Here is a 16,974-nt window from a genome sequence, read left to right on the forward strand (position 1 = left end):
TCCTAAAAATCCTTTGCTCTCGTCCGCCAGTAATCGGACTTCCATTGATTGAAGGGGCCTCTGTCCATAGATGGCGGTGCACTACTGTATCTGTGCCAATTGCCAGCACTATCCCGATACATCTTATCATATTGATTTGAATACATATGTAGTACGCGATCATTCTCAGAATGAAAAGTACTCTTCACTTCAGCCATCGCACCCGGCTCATCTTGAGTTAGATGATGCAGGTTAATTTCTTTTCCATCATCGCCAAGGGGTGCGAGCCCTTTTTCCATACGTTGCTTATTAGTCCTGCCCAAATCATCAACCCTGTTCGGATCAATTAAGTCATCGCGTTGATAGACTCTTCGACCATTGACATCTTTTCTCACCCACCGACTAAGGCGAGTGCTGCGTGCGCCTTCCCCGCCGTTTTCAACCGCCCTCCCGACATTGGCTCCTTCTTCGACAATGCCATCGCCGACTTTGGCCGTCTTAGCGATCGTCCCAGCCTTGCCGATCCCGACGGCAATTGTACCTGCACCGCCGCCAACAGCCTGGGTCATTCCGACGACATTCTCAACGGTCTGCGCTGTCTGAGGCGATCCTCCAAGTGCAGTTGTTATTTGCCCGGCGGCCTGGGCGATCGCAGTTGTTTGAGTTTCCCCCGTCCACAGCTGCTTTAGGCCGGTTGAGAAATTGTCGTAGCCGTTGACCGCGAGTGCGGCCCCTCCAATCATGGCAGGAACACCCGGCGCGGCTCCGACGCCGGTAGCAGACGCCGCGCCGCCGACACCGGCTAGACCGGCGCCCGCGACACTCTCCGCAGCACCACCTATGGCCTGCAGCCCGCCCATGCCACGTGTTATGACGCGACCGTGACTCTCATCAAACTCATGAATGGCCTGCCCGGCGTCATGAAACTTCTCGCCAGTCCAATCCCAAGCCTTTTCGTACCAAGCCCGGTCGTCCTTGTCCTTGCCGTCGGGTGCCTTATTTGCATCGGTCGACTGAACATAGACATATTCACCGTCGGTATTGCCGTTATTCAATGTGCAACGATCATTGTGGCGTTGAACCCAAACACCGTTTGCTCGCACTATTGTCGAGGATGTAACCGGCTCGACGACATCACCAACCGTGCCGGATTTGCATCCCAATCCCACGCCGGGTTCATCGCCGTAGCAGCGTGAAAACTTCGAGTCCTGGCGCTTGATAGCCATACCATTCGAACGAACGTCTAGCGAATAATTCAGATCATCCGAGGCTTTGCCCCAAGACATGTAGGGAACCGGCTTATCCGGTGATTTGCATACGTCCGGCGACAGGCAGACGGCGATTGCCTTGCTATCGTCAGGAATGAGCTCGGGCGGGGCGGGATCGGCAGCAGTGGGACGTGGTTGCTCCGCCGCCTTGGTAGCCTCCTTCTTGGGAGGCGGCCAAGGTCCATCATATTTGAGCAAGGGATTGCTGCCATCCGGCGTCTTAGTAAGCAACGTGCCAGACATCGGCGGACCGATGATTTTGGTGTCTGCAGGGAGCCCGTAATGAGCAGCGAAATCCCCGTCATAGATCGGGTCGGGAAATTGCCTCTCGCCCATTAAGCCACTCCCAGAGTGGAACTTGCAAAATCAAGGCGCGGCAATCCACGGCGCTCCGGCCAAGGAAAGCCAGCCCGCCAGGTCAGGAAAACGCGCCCCACACCGGGCCGCATGTCGAAATGAACGCCGTCGAGCACCATGAGGCCCTGCGCTGGGCCTATACCCCGATCAATTTCGATCTGAAGACGAACGCCAGGGAGGCAGCCGTGGAGCATTCCTAACCCCGGCAGTAGGTGATTCAGCTCGAAGGTTTCATCTCCCTGCAGCCAAGGGTTTGCCACCAGGTCCGGATGCGCTGCTTGCCAGAAGGAGAAATCGAAGTCGCGGGGAAGGAGCGGATGCCTTTCGTTCAGCCAAGCGTCGTCGTAGGTCCCGGCTTTCCGTATCCGATCCTCCCAGAATGGCGAAAGCGGACCAAGACCTGCAGGCGCCGGCCTGTCGCCGACAGAGCGGACTGGTTCGTCCGCATCCTCGATCTGCGGTGCCGGCCATTCCGGTCTTTCACGGAACTGGTCCTGACCGACAAGCCCGATCCCGAGCGGGTTCCGTTCGAATACCTCGCCGCTCTCGATCCTGCCACCGAAGGCAAATCGCCAGTCGATGGGCACGTAGGTCGCCGGCTTTCCAGTGGTCAGCTCCCAACCGTCAAGCGCGTCTTCTTTTTCCCTGTCGATTAGTCCGCGCCACGTCTTGCGGGTCTTCGCCCGCCAGACACGCGGCCCATGAACGCGCAGCCGCTTTTGAACAGGTCCAACTCTCAGACCGCAGGTCCAGGATGGCGCCGCGATACCATCAGGCGCAAAGGCAGCGCCGATAAAGGTTACATCCGTACCCGGTTTGAATGGCGCCAGATCCGTGCAAGCCATCTGAGGCGTCTCGTGCGGATTGCCGTCATAGACATCCGACATGACCAACGGTTGCTGGATGTCAGCCACGACAAGCGGACCGCCGTTCGCGAGCTTGAACGTCCCTCTGGCGACAACGACCCCCAGCAAATCGCCCGCGAGGTTGTATTGCCGGAAGGCAAGCGCCGCAAACGGTGTGCGATTGTCAACCGACATGGCGCCTCAGCCCTGCGCCGTCGTGTCTGACGATGTCGGCGAAGCCTCGGCAAAGCCGCCTCCCGGCTTGTTGAGATCGACGACCTTGCCGTTGATCTGCGTCGGCCCGGATGCGGTGAAGTTGAAATGTGTCCCCAGAATGATAACGGTGCCGTCCTGGCGCATGATGAATTTAGAGGCGCCGCATTCGATGACGAACTCGTCGCCCACGATCACTTTCTTGAACTTTCCGACCTTTTCGAGGGAGGTTTGGCCGACATGCGTGACCTTGCTTACACCGATCTGTTCTGCTCTTGCGATGCCGATAGTGTCTGATTTGAACGACCCGACAACCGTGTTCATGATGCCGGGAAGAGGAAAGAGGCCGCCAGCCGCCTCGCCCAGGCCGCTGCCAGAACCGGAAAGGTTCGTTCCGGCGTCTGCTCTCGGATTTGGCCCGGAGACCACGCCTTCGCGGCTGCCAAGTCCCCCCAATCCAAGGAAACCGAGGGCTGAAGATGCGATCGTGCCCGCGAACGCGGCAAGCCCCTCGCCGCCTCCGCCGGCGATCTGGCCTGCCTGGGAGATCAATCCGGCCGTCTGTCCCGAAAGCCCCTGCACCGTCCCCATCAGCGCCATCGCCATCGGCCCCGTGCCGCCAACGACAGTATTTACCGACCCACCAATCTCATGCTTCTGGTTGCCGCTCACCTCCACGGCGCGGTTACCGCCGATGGAGGCGACCTCGTGGCGGTCGACGCGTTTGGTGCGGTCGTTGCGGATGCGCGTCGTCTGGTCCTTCTGCGCGTGGAAGAACATGTTTTCGCGGCCAGCATCGTCTTCGAAGGTCATTTCGTTGAAACCTGTACCCTTATGGGTATTGGAGCGCATGACCATGCGGGTCTTGTTGCCGGGTAGGTCGTAGGGCACGCCATTGCTTGGGTTCGGCACCACGCCTGTTACCAATGGACGATCCGGGTCGCCGTCGATGAAGGCGACCATGACTTCCATGCCGATGCGGGGGATGACCTGGCCGCCCCAGGTGCCACCGGCCCAGCTTTGGGCGACACGCACCCAGCAGGTATCCGACCCATCCTTCTTGGCGCGGCGATCCCAGGGATACCAGAGCTTGATGCGGCCATACTGGTCGGGATGGATTTCCTCTCCTGGGGGCCCAGCGACGATTGCGACCTGCGTGCCGCGAATGCGTGGCCGCTCGGTGCTGCGATGCGGCGTCATCGGCACGCGCGATGGCATAGCCTCGAATTCGTTGGAGTATTCCGGCTGATCGGTGTTGGTTTCGTAGGATGGATCGACCGCGGAATGGGTCGCACGCACGATGACGTGCTCTTCGTAGACATGGTCAGGATGAGCTATTTCGTAAGGCGTGAAGCGGCGGCCGGCCTCAAGGATACGCGATGTCGATTGGCCGACGACGCGATTGTGGTCGGCTTCACTTGCCTGCATGCGCAGCTTCTGCGCCCTTTCCGCCTCCGCGACGGATGAGATGCGGGCTGGGTATTCATAGAGTTCGCGTTTCATCGCTCCCGGCATCTGTACCAGCGAAGGCGTGGTTGTGCCCGGCACCATCTGTGGCGTCTCAAAATTCCAGTCGGCGCCGGCCCGCTGCCCGGGGATGTAGGCGTAGTGCTTCATCCATTCGTTGATATGGTTGCGGTCCGTCGAGCCCTGGGCAAGACGTACCCTGCCCTCACCCTGGGCGGAGGGAGACGGCCCCGCCCAGGAATTGGCGCCGTCGGCAAGGTGCAGCCGATGGCTGCCTTCCTCATGGGAAAACCAGTAGAAAAGCCCATCTTCCTCGAAGCGGCGAGTAAGATAGTCCAGATCCGTTTCGTTCCATTGCACCGAATAGTGCTGCGGCGGAGGCGCCTTCACGACGCCGGAAACATCTGGAGCGGGAATCCCGTGTTCGGAAAAGAGCGTCTCGACGATATCGATGCTGGTCTTGTCCATCCATATGCGGCAGTCCGACCGCTGCGACAAAAGCCACATTTGCGGCTTCAGCACCATCGAATAGGAGCGCAGGCCGCGCGTGATCGGAGGGCCTTCCTGAAGGGAGGTTACAAGACCGTTGAAGGGGCGGCGAACGCCGTCGTTCCCGTCCTCGGCCTGCTGAACCTCCAATGAAATATCGACCAGGCGACCGATCAGCTCCTCCGGCTTGATGACTTCGCGCTTGGCGCGCACGGAAAGCCGGATGTCGAAGAGCGAAGACACACCTTCGGTGATTGTCACTCGCTCCGGCAGGAGCTGATCCGTGCCAAGCGGCGAGACGACCCGAAGATTTCGGGTCGCCTGGATGAAATCATTGGCCGAAGGCTGGTCGTTCATCGGCGTCTTATCCTACCAGTGAACTTGTCGAGCCAGTCTTGCCGGTGCTGCCGACCGCCTGACTGCGGCCGCCGACGAGATAGGCGATCTGGTACAAGGTACCATTCGGCACCGTTTCGCGTATGCTGGGACCATAGAGCACTTCCGGCGTCAGGATCTTGCCAATGTCGGCGCGCGAAACGACCGTACCTAGCAAATAGGCACCTCGGACCATATACGTCCGGACCTGGCCATCAGTTACCGTATAGTTGAACTGAGCCACGAAGACCGAATGATGATTGATGTCCATCTCCCGGATGATGTGGGGCTCGTTGTTTCGCAGCCACACCTTTAGCCAGTGCGTCAACGACATCTCATTCGCTTTTTCCATAACTGATTGGAGACCAGATGCGAAAGCGCCCGCGGCCTGGTTGCGAGCGGCTAATTCGCGCGGGCCGCTCGGCCACAAGAAGTAATCATAGGAAGGACCGCGCCCTGCGCGCCGCATCGGCGGAAGGTCGGTCTGCTTCACCGGCTCCATTTGCAGCGCCGGTGACGAAACGGAAAAATCTACCATGGCGACCTCGATGAGAAACGTTGTAGAAAACGTGCAGATAGCCGCCACAGCGGCGATCTGGCATCGAACACGGTTCCGGCGCGCCTAACTGCAACGCGCCGGAAAACAGTGTTATCCTCAGGCAGCCTTGGTCGTTGCCAGATCGTAAGAGGCGATCATCGGCGACTGCGGCGCTTGCGAGTCGTCGTAAGGCGTGTACTTCACTTCCATCTTGGTGAAGTTGAGCTTGATCGTCTCGACCGGACGGTCGCCGTTAGAGTCGACCGAATAGCTCGCGATCAGCGTGTTGGTGAGCGTGTATTCGATATAGGTATCGCCCGGATTGCCGGTCGTAACCAGGTGGATGATCGCCTGCTTGCCGGTGCGGCCCGAGCATGCTTCCTGGAACAGCTTGGTCGACGAGGAATCGCTGACCTTCGTCAGGATGACTTCCGAAACGGTAGGCTCGGAAGCTTCGCGGTTCGCTGCGGAACCGGCCGACGTCTTCATGTTGCGCGAGACGTTCCAGTGGATGACTTCAATGTCCATCCACTTCTTGTGCTGCTCGTGAGTGGCGTCGCCCTGAATTCCGTCGATTTGCAGATAAATCGGCATGCTCTCAACTCTCCTGTTGGGATTGAATTCGCCTTGTCGCTGCAAGGCGGTTTACCTTTCCGTCTAATGCCGCATCCGGGCGTTGTGTTCGTCCGGGGCTGCTTCATTCGCCGTGCCATGTTGGTTGAGGCCGGAGAATTCATTGCCGTCCACCGGCCTCTCAGCGATGAGGAACCGGTGATCGTGAAAACTAATAGTAATGCCGGCGACCTTGCGTCCCTCGGCGACAGCGTTGAGGAAGAAGGTCGACAATTCGGGCAGAAGATCGCGCCCGATCATGGCTTCGATGGCGCGCGCGCCCATTTCGCTCGCCTTGGCGCGGCCGACCAATGCTTCGCGGGCCTCCGAAGCGAGCGAAATAGTTGTCCCATATGAGGCTACGACGCGGTCACGTATACGGCCGATCTGGATATCGACGATACCGCTCAGCGTCTCGCCGTTCAGCGGCATGAACGGCAAAACGGTCGTGCGGCCGATGAAGGCGGGCTTGAAGTGCTTATGCAATTCGGGAAGCAGCAATGCTTCCAGCGCTTCGCCCTCGGGCACCGTCTCCGGATCGGCCGCCAGCGCCGCCAGCAGCTCGGAGCCAATATTGGCGGTCATGACGATGGTCGTGTTTTTGAAGTCGATGTCGCGGCCTTCGCCGTCGCGCAGCGTTCCCTTGTCGAAGACCTGGTAGAATACTTCCTGAACGCCGGGATGCGCCTTATCGATCTCGTCCAGCAGCAGGACGCCGTAGGGGCGGCGGCGGACTGCCTCGGTCAAGACGCCACCCTCGCCATAGCCGACATAGCCGGGCGGAGATCCGAGCAGCAGGGAAACCTTATGCTCCTCCTTGAACTCGGACATGTTGATGGTCGTCAGATATTGGCTACCGCCATAGAGAAGATCCGCAAGAGAAAGCGCTGTCTCGGTTTTACCGGTTCCCGACATGCCGATAAGCAGGAAGACGGCAGGTGGGCGGCGCGGATCGGAAAGGCCGGCGCGAGCAGACCGCATGGCGGCTGAAATTCGCGCGATCGCGGCATCCTGGCCCAAAATACGCTCTTTGAGCCTTGTGTCGAGCGTCTTGACAGTTTCCACCTGATCCGACAGCAGCTTGCCGACCGGAATACCGGTCCAGCGCGCGACGATGCCGGCGATCACGTCCTTGTCGACGACGCGAGGAACCAAAGGCGTCTCTCCAGCAACGTCGGCAAGGTTGCGCTCGGCTTGCGCCAATGCCGCGCGGGCGGCCTCGGAGGAGCCGCCCGGGGGAAACAGCGCGACATTGTCGGCTCGTGCGTGCCCCCCCTCATCGGCTTGCTGCGTGCCGCCGTCACCTAAAGATGCTTCAATTCGGTCAGCCTCTTTCGAGAGACGGATTTCGGCATCGAACTTGGCCTGCAGACGCCCTATTTCGGTTAGTACTTCGCACTTTTCGTTCTCGATGATTGCTAGGCGCGCGGCAAGTTCCGGTGTTGGCGGCTCCGCAGAAAGCGCTTCAGCTTCAGCTGAAAGCATTTCCCGCTCGTTGTGCAATCCTTTCAATGCCTCCGGCACAGTCTGCCGGGCAAGAGACACGGCGGCGGCGGCAGTATCGATCAGGCCGATCGCCTTATCCGGGAGCTGCCGTGCCGGGATATAGCGGGCCGAAAGGCGAACGGCGGCTGCCAATGCCTCGTCGCGAATGCGTACCCTGTGATGTTTCTTGAAGCTACCGACGACACCGCGCAACATGCGTATCGCAGTTTCCTCGTCGGGCTCCAGCACCTGAACGACCTGGAAGCGCCGCGTCAGTGCAGCGTCCTTCTCGATATAGCGCTTGTATTCACTCCAGGTCGTTGCCGCGATCGTTCTCAGTTCGCCGCGCGCAAGCGCCGGCTTCAATATGTTTGCGGCATCGCCCTGTCCGGCCTGGCCACCGGCACCGATCAGGCCATGCGCCTCGTCGATGAACAGGATAATCGGCTGCGCGGAGGTTCGCACCGCCGCTACCACGCCGTGGAGACGCCGCTCGAACTCGCCTTTCACACCGGCACCCGCCTGTAACAGGCTGAGATCGAGGAGGAGTATTCGCACCGGCTTCAACATGTCCGGCACGCGGCCGGCAGCAATCTCCAGCGCAAGCGCCTCGGCGACGGCCGTCTTGCCGACGCCGGCCTCGCCGACCAGGATCGGATTGTTCTGACGACGACGCATCAGAATGTCGATGACCTGGCGCAGTTCGCGGTCACGTCCAATGACCGGATCGATGCGTCCAAGCTTTGCATCCGCCGTCATGTCGCGAGTGTAAAGGCGCAGAAACTCATTCTCACCGGCGCTGGAGACGGCCTCGGAATCCTGCAGGCCCGAAGCCGCTTCGCGGGGAGTTGCCGAATTCAACCGCTTTTCGAGCGCATTGCGATCGAGGCTGCGCAACGAGGGAGCCATGCCACGCGCCATGATCCGCAACGATTGGTCATCGGTGAGCGCCGTCAGAAGATCCGCCAGCACGATGCCGGTGCGGCCGCATTGAAGCGAGGCGACGAGCCAGGCCTCACGCATCAGCGACAGCAGATTTTGGGAGAGCACCAGCGCAGAGCCATCGCCCACCGGCAGCTCGCCAATGGCGCTATCGAGCTCTGTGCGGAGCACCTCGGATGACACGCTAAGTTCTTCAAAGAAGGAGCAAACTTCCGACACATCCAGCAACGCGGCTATCCAATGTGCGACATCGACATTTGCATGCCGACCGCGGGCTGCACGCGACGCTGCAGCCTCGAGACCGACGCGTAAGGCAGGCTCAAGCGTTCTGATCAGACGGTTGAGGTCGATATTCGACACTTGGAAATTTCCTCCTCTGGTTTTGGATCGAGTACACCCTCCATACCGCGGCAACAACTAGGGCGGTTATCTGCGAGCGTCCAGAAGGAAAGCAAAAAAATTTTCAACTTCGAAATTCGATATTGTCACAAACCCGTTACAGAATAGACATGGTTGACAAAGGAATAGATCATCCTAACTATCACGCCTTCAAGCGATGTAGTTCATAAATTGGAGCCAATCCCCTGTTGAACATTTGCGACATCGAAATTCCATTTGAAGAAAACGCTCCGTGCGGAGAAGATATCCGAACAAATACTTCCATGGTTGAAATATACTATAGAATAAAGGATGCAAGAAACCAGGCTCGCGCTGCGGAGCGAGGTATATCACCAGGTGAAAATATTAGTCTTTCACCTCTCTGGTTAGATGTTAGCAATCTTGGATTGCAGATTATTTCTTCAAAAAGTAAGGACCTCGAAGTATTAGCATGGTTGGCTGAGGCGGAGTTACGTCTGCGCGGCTTCGAGGGGTTAAGGGATGTCTACCTGGCCATCGCGTCGCTTTTGGACAAGCATTGGGAGAAATTTCATTCCGTCGGGGCTGATGATGTCGATGAACGCCTCGCCCCACTCTCGGGTCTCAATGGTGTCGGCGGCGAAGGAACCATCATTCAGGCAATCAGGCTGTCGCCGCTCATTCCGGCAAAGAAATTCGGCCAGTTTTCGCTCTGGGATTTCCAGCTGTCGCAGCGTCCTAACGAGGTGAAGCGGCGTGACGAACTGAGCCAAGCCGCCCTTGAGGCCGGCACGGCCGCCATGAGTTCGCATCTCAACATGGTCAATGGCTGCCTTGCAGCCTTTGAGCGGCTGGTGTCTGTTCTGAACGAGCGCTGCGGGCCGATGGCGCCGCCGAGCTCCAATACCCACAACGTCCTGCAAGAGGCGGCCGTGGCCCTTCGCGCTCTTACAGGCATCGAATCCTCGGCGACCGAAGCCCAGGCCGAGCCACAAAAGCAGGAAGGCTCGGGCGAGCAGACGCAAAGCCGCCTGCGGCCCTTGAATGCGGAACAGATCGGCTCGCGCGAGGAGGCGTTCGAGCTGTTGCTTGCCGTCGCGCGCTACTTCCGCCGCAGCGAACCGCACTCCCCGATTTCCATGGCGATCGAGACGATGGTCAGGCGCGGCCGCATGGATTTCACAGAACTATTGGCCGAATTGCTGCCCGAGCAGCAGGTCCGCAATGCCGTTCTGACGGCAGCGGGCATTCAGCCGAAATCGAACAAAAGTGGGTAAAAAACACAAGCTGCAGCCTGAAGTTTTGCAACCAGCCCTTTCCAAAGCCGAGTTGCGCCACATGTGAAAAGCGAATTTGCCGCTGGCATTGAAGGAGAAGTTTTATGGCGAGTGTTCACGAAAAGCTCGAGCGAGTGCGCAAGCCGAGGGTCCACATCAAGTATGAGGTGGAGACAGAAGGCGCCATGGTCGTCAAGGAATTGCCCTTTGTCGTGGGCGTGCTCGGCGATTTCTCAGGCAATCCGACCCAACCGCTGAAACCGTTCGGCGAGCGCAAGTTCGTTCAGATCGATCGCGACAATTTCGACGATGTCATGCGCCGCATGACGCCGGGCCTCAACATTTCGGTCGAAAATACACTGGAAGGCGACGGCTCACAGCTTCCCGTCTCGCTGAAATTCGAAAGCATGCAGGATTTCGAACCTGGTTCCATCGTCGATCAAGTGCCGGCCTTGAAGGCGCTTCTCGATGCCCGCAACCAGCTTCGTGACCTCATGAGCAAAGCGGATCGGTCAGAAGAGCTGGAGCGGCTGCTCGAGGATATCCTGCAGAACAAGACTGATCTCTCGAAGCTGATGTCTGAGCTCGGATTGGCCGAAAAGCCTGCCGCGAGCTGATCGTCGTTGGCGATCTGCACATGCCGGTCGCCCAATCCCGTTTCAAGCAGCCGATAGCGGCGGGCCTCAAGCTTCACCACTATCGCCTGCAATTTTCCGCGAGGATCGAAAAATGAGCGCTGAAAGCCAACTGAAGACCAAAGAGGCCGAATTTGCGCCTGAGGAAAATCTGCTATCGCAGATCGTGGCTGCAACCCGCCAAACCGAACCAGACCGTGCCCAGGACCTGCTAAGGACGCTGACCGACCAAGCGCTCAAGGGCACCGTCACTTATGATCGCAACCTGACGATCACGCTCAACAAGGCAATTGCCGAGCTTGATCGGAAAATCTCCCGTCAGCTTGCCGCGATCATGCAGTCCGCGGAATTCGCTAGGCTCGAGGGAACCTGGCGCGGCCTGCACTACCTGGTCAAGAACAGTGAGACCAGCGTCAATCTGAAGATCCGCGTACTGAACGCATCGAAGCGCGATGTCTCCAAGGATCTGGCGAAGGCCGTGGAATTCGACCAGTCGCGGCTCTTCAAGTCGATCTATGAAGACGAGTTCGGCACGCCCGGCGGTGAGCCCATGGGCGCCCTGATTGGCGACTACGAGTTCGACAACTCTTTCGAAGATGTGCAGACGCTGCAGGGGATTTCGTCGATCGCAGCGGCAGCCTTTGCGCCGTTCATTTCGGCCGCCAGCCCGCGCATGTTCGGCTTTGACGACTACCGCGAGCTTGCTCGTCCGCGCGATCTCGAAAAGATCTTCGAAACGGTCGAATATGCAAAATGGCGCAGCCTGCGCGACAGTGAAGATTCGCGCTTCGTCACGCTAGCCTTGCCGCGCGTCCTTGCCCGCATGCCATATGGCCCGAAGACCAATCCGATCGACGACTTCGCTTTCGACGAAACCGAACATTCGAAGACCGGCGAGCTCGATCATAACTCCTACTGCTGGATGAACGCGGCCTATGTGATGGGAACGCGGCTAACGGACGCTTTTGCCCAGAACGGTTGGTGCACGGCGATCCGCGGCGCCGAAAACGGCGGCAAGGTGGAAAATCTGCCGATGCACATCTTCTCGAGCGACGATGGCGACCTTGACCTCAAGTGCCCGACCGAAGTCGGCATCACCGACCGTCGTGACGCCGAGCTCGGCAAGCTCGGTTTCCTACCGCTCTGCCATTACAAGAACACCGATTATGCCGTGTTCTTCGGCGCCCAGACGACCCATAAGCCGAAGGTCTATGACAAGCCGGAGGCAACCGCCAATGCGGCCGTATCCGCACGCCTGCCCTACATGATGGCCACCTCGCGCTTCGCGCACTACCTGAAGGTCATGGGCCGCGACAAGATCGGTTCCTTCATGGAAGCGCAGGATTGCGAAAACTGGCTCAACCGCTGGATCGCCAACTACGTCAACGCCAACGACAATGCCGGCGAGGAATCGCGTGCCAAATATCCGCTGCGCGATGCGAAGGTGACGGTCCAGGAGGTTCCAGGCAAGCCCGGCTCTTACAATGCGGTTGCATGGATGCGACCCTGGTTGCAGATGGAAGAGCTGACCACTTCGCTCAGAATGGTCGCCCGTATCCCGACCAAGAACTAGGAGAGGCGGCGCGGCGATCATCTCGCCGCGCGCCTTCTGTCAGCACCATGACCGCGACAACGATGGAACCGAGAGCTGCCTGGCCACATCAGGTGCATCGCTTGATCGCCATGATCGACGATGCGCTTAACCGGCAGGTCAATGCGATTTTGCACCATTGCGAATTCCAGGCGATGGAGGCGCGGTGGCGCGGGCTTGCCATGCTCATGCGCCATACAGGCCGATCGGAAGAGGTGAAGGTCAAGATCCTCAGCGTCAGCTGGCCCCAGCTGACGCGCCATCTTGAGCGGACGACGGAATTCGACCAGAGCCATCTCTTCGAGCTGATTTATAGCCGCGAATTCGGCATGCCCGGTGGAGAGCCCTTCGGTCTGCTGATCGGCGACTATGAGCTATCGCCCCAGGATCCAGCCGGCGGCGATACTGTGGGGGCATTGACCCAGATCGGCATGGCAGCCGCTGCCGCCTTTTGCCCGTTCGTGGCCGCCGCGGCGCCACAGGCAATCGGCCTGCAGGATTTCAGCGAGCTCAATCGCGTCCAGGATTTTTCCTGGCTTTCCTATGATCCCACGCGCATTCGCTGGAACGGGCTCCGGTCGCGCGAGGACTCTCGTTTCCTCGGATTGGTCGCGCCGAGGATTTTGATGCGCGCGCCCTATGAGGCGTTTTCGCGTGAGCGTGACGATCAGTTCCCGTTCCGCGAAAGTGTCGCAGCCGACGGCAGCACCTTGCTTTGGGGCAATGGTGCCTTCGCCTTCGCGATGATCGTCATTCGCAATTTCATCGAATCCGGCTGGTTCGCGGATATCCGCGGTGTAACACAGGACACCATCGATGGCGGCGTGCTGAGCACGGACGAGCTCGCCCCCTACGATCTAGGCATCGAAAGCAATGGCCTGTCGCAACAGGCTCCCGTCGAGATCCGATTGACCAACGGGCAGGAACAGCAGCTCTGCGAGCTCGGCATCATACCGGTAGCGACCACCTACCTCTCCTCTTCGGCAATCTTCAACTCCAACCAGTCGCTGCATGCACCGGCGCATTATTCGAGCGAACATGCACGGCAGAATGCCCGCATTGCCGCCATGCTGCAGTATGTGCTCTGCGCCTCGCGCTTCTCGCACTACCTCAAGGTCATCATGCGCGACGAGATCGGCAAGCTTGCCGATACAATCTCGATCGAGCGCAGACTGAATGACTGGTTGTCGAGCTACACGCTCGGCAATGACGACGCCGACCTTTCGCTGCGCACGCGCTACCCGTTGCGTTCGGCAGGTATCAGCGTCAACGAGATTCCCGGCAAGCCTGGCATGTTCGCCTGCACCGTGCGGCTCCAGCCGCATTTTCAGCTCGACGACGTGTCGACAAGTTTTCATCTGATCGCGGAGACGGCGAATGCGACCTATGCGTTCTCCCGCTCCGCAAACAGCCCGCAAAGGATGTCTGCATGACGCTCTCCGCCAAAATCGCCGAAGCTCTCAGCGAAAACGCGCTCGACGATGCAATCGAGCAGGCGAAGGCGCATGTCAAAGCGGCCCCCACGGACAAGGATGGCCGGCATATCCTGATCGATCTTTTGATCCTTGCCGGCGACTATGCAAGAGCCGACACGCAGTGCAATCTCGCCACGACATTCGCACCGGAAGACGTGATGGGCTTCGCGATGCTGCGCAACCAGCTGCGGGCAATGGCGGCACGGTCTGCCTGGTTCGACGGGGCTGCCGCGCCGGACTTTCCGAACGGCCCGACAACCCTGGATCAGGCGGCGATGAAGGTGGCGGTCGCGTGTCGCGACCATTCCTCGGATACGGCCGCGGCGCTGCAATCCCTGGAGGAGGTTCGAGGCGAACGGCCGATGAACTGGAATGGCCAGCTCGTTTCGGACCTTCGCGATCTCGACGACCGCATTCCGCATGCGATCGAGGTCATCATGACGGGCGGAGCATATCTCTGGGTTGATTTTTCCAGAGTTGCCGCGCTTCGCGTCGAGCCGATTGCGCGTCCGCGCGATCTTGCCTTCCGCAGGGCCGAGCTGGAACTCGTGGATGGCGCGAGCGCGCCGGTGCTCCTGCCTGCGATCTATCACGGCACGACGGGCGCAAAACTGCTGCTCGGCCGCGAGACGGAATGGGTCGACGAATCGACCGGAATTACCACTGGCCGTGGCCAGAAGTGCTTCCTCGCCGGTGACGATCTCGTTTCCTTCCACGATCTGAAATCGCTGGAAATGACTGAGAGCTCCGATCACATGAGGCCTGCCGCTCATGGTTGATCCACTGGAGCGCTATAGGCCGCGGGAAAGGATCGTCGCCAGGTCGATCATCGATCGGTTGATCGACGAAAATCCCGATCGTCTGCAGGATCCGCCGCTGACATCGGCAGAACAGCTGCGCGAACTGCGCGAATGCATTCGACGCGACCTTGAGGCCCTGCTCAATACACGCCGCCGCCCGACTGCGCCGCCTTCGATCTATGACGAACTCGGCGATGCGCTGGTGTGCTTTGGCGTCGACGGCATGGTGTCGGCAAATCTCCTCACCGATGAAGCCAAGAGTCGGCTCGCTCGTCTGATCGAGAGGCGCATTGCTCTGTTCGAAACGCGGCTTTCCGACGTGCAGGTGAGCATTCTCAAGAGCCGCGGCAACGGCGAACGGGCCTTGCGGCTGCGCATTCACGCGACCTTCCGCGTGCATGAGGGCATGCCGCCGATCAGCTTTGAATCGACGATCGATCCGACGACCCAGCGCTTCCTAGTGGAGGCCAACAATGGCTGACGGCTTTCTGCAGCGGTATAACGAAGAGTTGGCCGCCATCCGCCGGCGGGCCGCCCGTTTCGCCGATGCCTTCCCGAAAATTGCCGGTCGTTTGCGCGTAACCGGCGAGGTTGCCGATGATCCGCATGTAGAGCGCCTGATCCAGAGCTTTGCCTATTCGGCCGCCCGCGTCCGCCAGAAGCTTGACGACGAGTTTCCGGAACTGACGGATGGCCTGCTTGAAACGCTCTATCCGCATTATCTGGCGCCGCTGCCCTCGATGAGCATCGTGCGCTTTGCGCCGAGCAACACTCTGGCGTCCGTACAGACTCTGCCGCGTCATACGGAAATCTTTGCAGAGCCGATCGGCGGCGAGAGCTGCCGCTTCCGCACCACGCAGGACACGCAGGTCGCGCCGATTGAGATCGTCTCGGCTTCGTTGACCGGCCATCCGATCAGTGCGCCGCCGTCCCCTCATGCGGGTGCGGCCGGTTGTCTGCGCCTATCAGTCCGGGCGCGCGACACCAACAAGCCGCTCGGCGAGATCGGCCTTGATCGGCTGCGGCTTCACATCGGCTCGTCCTGGCAGCAGGCGGTCGCCATTCACGAGCTTCTGGTCAATCACACGCTTGGCATAGTGCTTGCTTACCATGCAGACGATCGTGCGCCCGTCATGCTGTCAAAAAAGGCATTGCATCCGGTCGGTTTCGAGCCGGACGAAGCGATCCTGCCCTACCCCAGCTCAAGCTTCGCCGGCTATCGTCTACTGACGGAATTCTTCGCCCTGCCGCAGAAATTCCTCTTCATAGATATTCTCGGCCTAAAGGCCTGGCGTGGCGAGACGCTGGAAATCTTCGTCTATCTCGACGAGACCAGCGCCAAGTTGGAACGCGCCATTTCGGCCCGCGATTTCGTCTTGAATGCCACCCCGATCGTCAACCTGTTTCGCCAGAACTGCGAACCAATCGCGCTCGACGGTACGCGCACCGAATATCGCGTACTGCCGGACGCGAGGCGGCAGAAAACGCGCGAGATCTATGCGATCGAGAAGGTGTTGATATCCGGGCGCAGCGGAGACGAGGAACAGTGCCAGCCCTTTTTCGGCCGCAGCTTGAAGGGCGGAGCCTCGTCACTGTTCTGGCAGTGCGCTCGCCGTTTCGATGCCGACGACCACACCTCGGATATGGAAATCACCTTCGTCGATCGCGCATGTCGGGCAAGCGGCCCCGTCGACAAAATCGCCAGCGTCGATGCCCTATGCCTCAATCGCGAATTGCCCGAGCAACTGCCCTTTGGCGGCGGCCACCCCTATCTGCAGCTCGCCTCCGGCAGTGAAGCGGTCGCCTCGGTCGAAGCCTTGATGGCCCCTACGCCATCCGTGCGCATGAACGAGCAGCAAGGTCGGAATTGGCGGCTCATGTCGCATCTTCAGCTCAATCACCTCTCCATTTTCGACAACGATGGTGCCGCGCTCAAAGATATCCTGGCGCTTTACGCGTTCAGAGACAGCCGTGAAACCAGGCAACTGGCCGACGCTCTGGTGCGGGTCGAAGCCAAAAGCTCGATGACCAGGCTTGCCAGCGGCGGGATGGTGACCGGCACGGATATCCGCCTGGTGTTCGATCCCGCAGCGATCGACAGGCCGTCGGCCCATCTTTTCGGCAGCGTTCTCGATCGGTTTTTTGGGCTTTACACCTCGATCAACAGCTTCACCCGCCTCTCCATCTCGATGAAGGGGCAATCAAAGCCAATCGCCGTCTGGCCGGCCCGCGCCGCCGAGCGGCCGTTATTGTGACGAAGGGGTACGCA

At 59.6% G+C, this 16,974-nt stretch carries 13 protein-coding genes; 7 read left to right on the forward strand and 6 right to left on the reverse strand.

What is annotated here, in order from left to right:
• Nucleotides 1-2: 2 nt before the first annotated feature.
• From QD409_RS28335 to tssH, 6 genes are all read right to left on the reverse strand, one after another.
• Nucleotides 3-1,583, reverse strand: coding sequence for a PAAR-like domain-containing protein (locus tag QD409_RS28335; RefSeq protein ID WP_092855311.1), 1,581 nt, complete (start codon nt 1,581-1,583; stop codon nt 3-5).
• Nucleotides 1,583-2,644, reverse strand: a complete 1,062-nt coding sequence (locus QD409_RS28340) for a DUF2169 family type VI secretion system accessory protein (RefSeq protein WP_092855313.1) — start codon at nt 2,642-2,644, stop codon at nt 1,583-1,585. The genes QD409_RS28335 and QD409_RS28340 overlap by 1 nt, the downstream gene beginning before the upstream one ends.
• 6 nt (nt 2,645-2,650) lie before the next feature.
• Entirely contained in the window at nt 2,651-4,975 is a 2,325-nt protein-coding gene (gene tssI / locus QD409_RS28345; protein WP_430764255.1) for a type VI secretion system tip protein TssI/VgrG, read from the reverse strand.
• A gap of 7 nt (nt 4,976-4,982) precedes the next feature.
• Nucleotides 4,983-5,531, reverse strand: a complete 549-nt coding sequence (locus QD409_RS28350) for a hypothetical protein (RefSeq protein WP_092855317.1) — start codon at nt 5,529-5,531, stop codon at nt 4,983-4,985.
• Between the two features lie 117 nt (nt 5,532-5,648).
• Nucleotides 5,649-6,125 carry an Hcp family type VI secretion system effector gene (locus QD409_RS28355; protein WP_430764256.1) on the reverse strand — a complete coding sequence of 159 codons (477 nt, stop codon included), beginning with the start codon at nt 6,123-6,125 and terminating at the stop codon, nt 5,649-5,651.
• Nucleotides 6,126-6,188: 63 nt separating this feature from the next.
• Nucleotides 6,189-8,930: a type VI secretion system ATPase TssH gene (gene tssH / locus QD409_RS28360; protein WP_430764257.1), complete on the reverse strand. Its 2,742-nt coding sequence runs from the start codon at nt 8,928-8,930 to the stop codon at nt 6,189-6,191.
• A gap of 227 nt (nt 8,931-9,157) precedes the next feature.
• Here tssH and tssA point away from each other — a divergent pair, with 227 nt between their 5' ends.
• From tssA to tssF, 7 genes are all read left to right on the forward strand, one after another.
• Entirely contained in the window at nt 9,158-10,204 is a 1,047-nt protein-coding gene (gene tssA, locus QD409_RS28365) for a type VI secretion system protein TssA (protein ID WP_092855321.1), read from the forward strand.
• Between the two features lie 104 nt (nt 10,205-10,308).
• The gene (gene tssB / locus QD409_RS28370; RefSeq protein WP_092855323.1) at nt 10,309-10,821 is read left to right on the forward strand and encodes a type VI secretion system contractile sheath small subunit; all 513 of its coding nucleotides are present in this window, start codon (nt 10,309-10,311) and stop codon (nt 10,819-10,821) included.
• 112 nt (nt 10,822-10,933) lie between these two features.
• Nucleotides 10,934-12,412, forward strand: coding sequence for a type VI secretion system contractile sheath large subunit (gene tssC / locus QD409_RS28375; RefSeq protein WP_092855325.1), 1,479 nt, complete (start codon nt 10,934-10,936; stop codon nt 12,410-12,412).
• A gap of 47 nt (nt 12,413-12,459) precedes the next feature.
• The gene (gene tssC / locus QD409_RS28380; protein WP_092855328.1) at nt 12,460-13,863 is read left to right on the forward strand and encodes a type VI secretion system contractile sheath large subunit; all 1,404 of its coding nucleotides are present in this window, start codon (nt 12,460-12,462) and stop codon (nt 13,861-13,863) included.
• Nucleotides 13,860-14,684: a type VI secretion system accessory protein TagJ gene (locus QD409_RS28385; protein WP_092855330.1), complete on the forward strand. Its 825-nt coding sequence runs from the start codon at nt 13,860-13,862 to the stop codon at nt 14,682-14,684. Before tssC (QD409_RS28380) ends, QD409_RS28385 begins: the two co-directional genes overlap by 4 nt.
• The gene (tssE, locus tag QD409_RS28390; RefSeq protein WP_092855332.1) at nt 14,677-15,186 is read left to right on the forward strand and encodes a type VI secretion system baseplate subunit TssE; all 510 of its coding nucleotides are present in this window, start codon (nt 14,677-14,679) and stop codon (nt 15,184-15,186) included. The genes QD409_RS28385 and tssE overlap by 8 nt, the downstream gene beginning before the upstream one ends.
• Nucleotides 15,179-16,960: a type VI secretion system baseplate subunit TssF gene (gene tssF, locus QD409_RS28395; protein ID WP_430764258.1), complete on the forward strand. Its 1,782-nt coding sequence runs from the start codon at nt 15,179-15,181 to the stop codon at nt 16,958-16,960. Before tssE ends, tssF begins: the two co-directional genes overlap by 8 nt.
• The last annotated feature ends 14 nt before the right edge of the window (nt 16,961-16,974 follow it).

Source organism: Rhizobium sp. BR 315 (assembly GCF_050577975.1).
In the GTDB taxonomy this organism is placed as follows: domain Bacteria; phylum Pseudomonadota; class Alphaproteobacteria; order Rhizobiales; family Rhizobiaceae; genus Rhizobium; species Rhizobium miluonense.

Bases quoted from the DNA above. Each gene is read 5' to 3' on its own strand.
- QD409_RS28335 (WP_092855311.1), bottom strand. From the start codon at position 1,583: ATGGGCGAGAGGCAATTTCCCGACCCGATCTATGACGGGGATTTCGCT.
- QD409_RS28340 (WP_092855313.1), bottom strand. From the start codon at position 2,644: ATGTCGGTTGACAATCGCACACCGTTTGCGGCGCTTGCCTTCCGGCAA.
- tssI (WP_430764255.1), bottom strand. From the start codon at position 4,975: ATGAACGACCAGCCTTCGGCCAATGATTTCATCCAGGCGACCCGAAAT.
- QD409_RS28350 (WP_092855317.1), bottom strand. From the start codon at position 5,531: ATGGTAGATTTTTCCGTTTCGTCACCGGCGCTGCAAATGGAGCCGGTG.
- QD409_RS28355 (WP_430764256.1), bottom strand. From the start codon at position 6,125: ATGCCGATTTATCTGCAAATCGACGGAATTCAGGGCGACGCCACTCAC.
- tssB (WP_092855323.1), top strand. From the start codon at position 10,309: ATGGCGAGTGTTCACGAAAAGCTCGAGCGAGTGCGCAAGCCGAGGGTC.
- tssC (WP_092855325.1), top strand. From the start codon at position 10,934: ATGAGCGCTGAAAGCCAACTGAAGACCAAAGAGGCCGAATTTGCGCCT.
- tssC (WP_092855328.1), top strand. From the start codon at position 12,460: ATGACCGCGACAACGATGGAACCGAGAGCTGCCTGGCCACATCAGGTG.
- QD409_RS28385 (WP_092855330.1), top strand. From the start codon at position 13,860: ATGACGCTCTCCGCCAAAATCGCCGAAGCTCTCAGCGAAAACGCGCTC.
- tssE (WP_092855332.1), top strand. From the start codon at position 14,677: ATGGTTGATCCACTGGAGCGCTATAGGCCGCGGGAAAGGATCGTCGCC.
- tssF (WP_430764258.1), top strand. From the start codon at position 15,179: ATGGCTGACGGCTTTCTGCAGCGGTATAACGAAGAGTTGGCCGCCATC.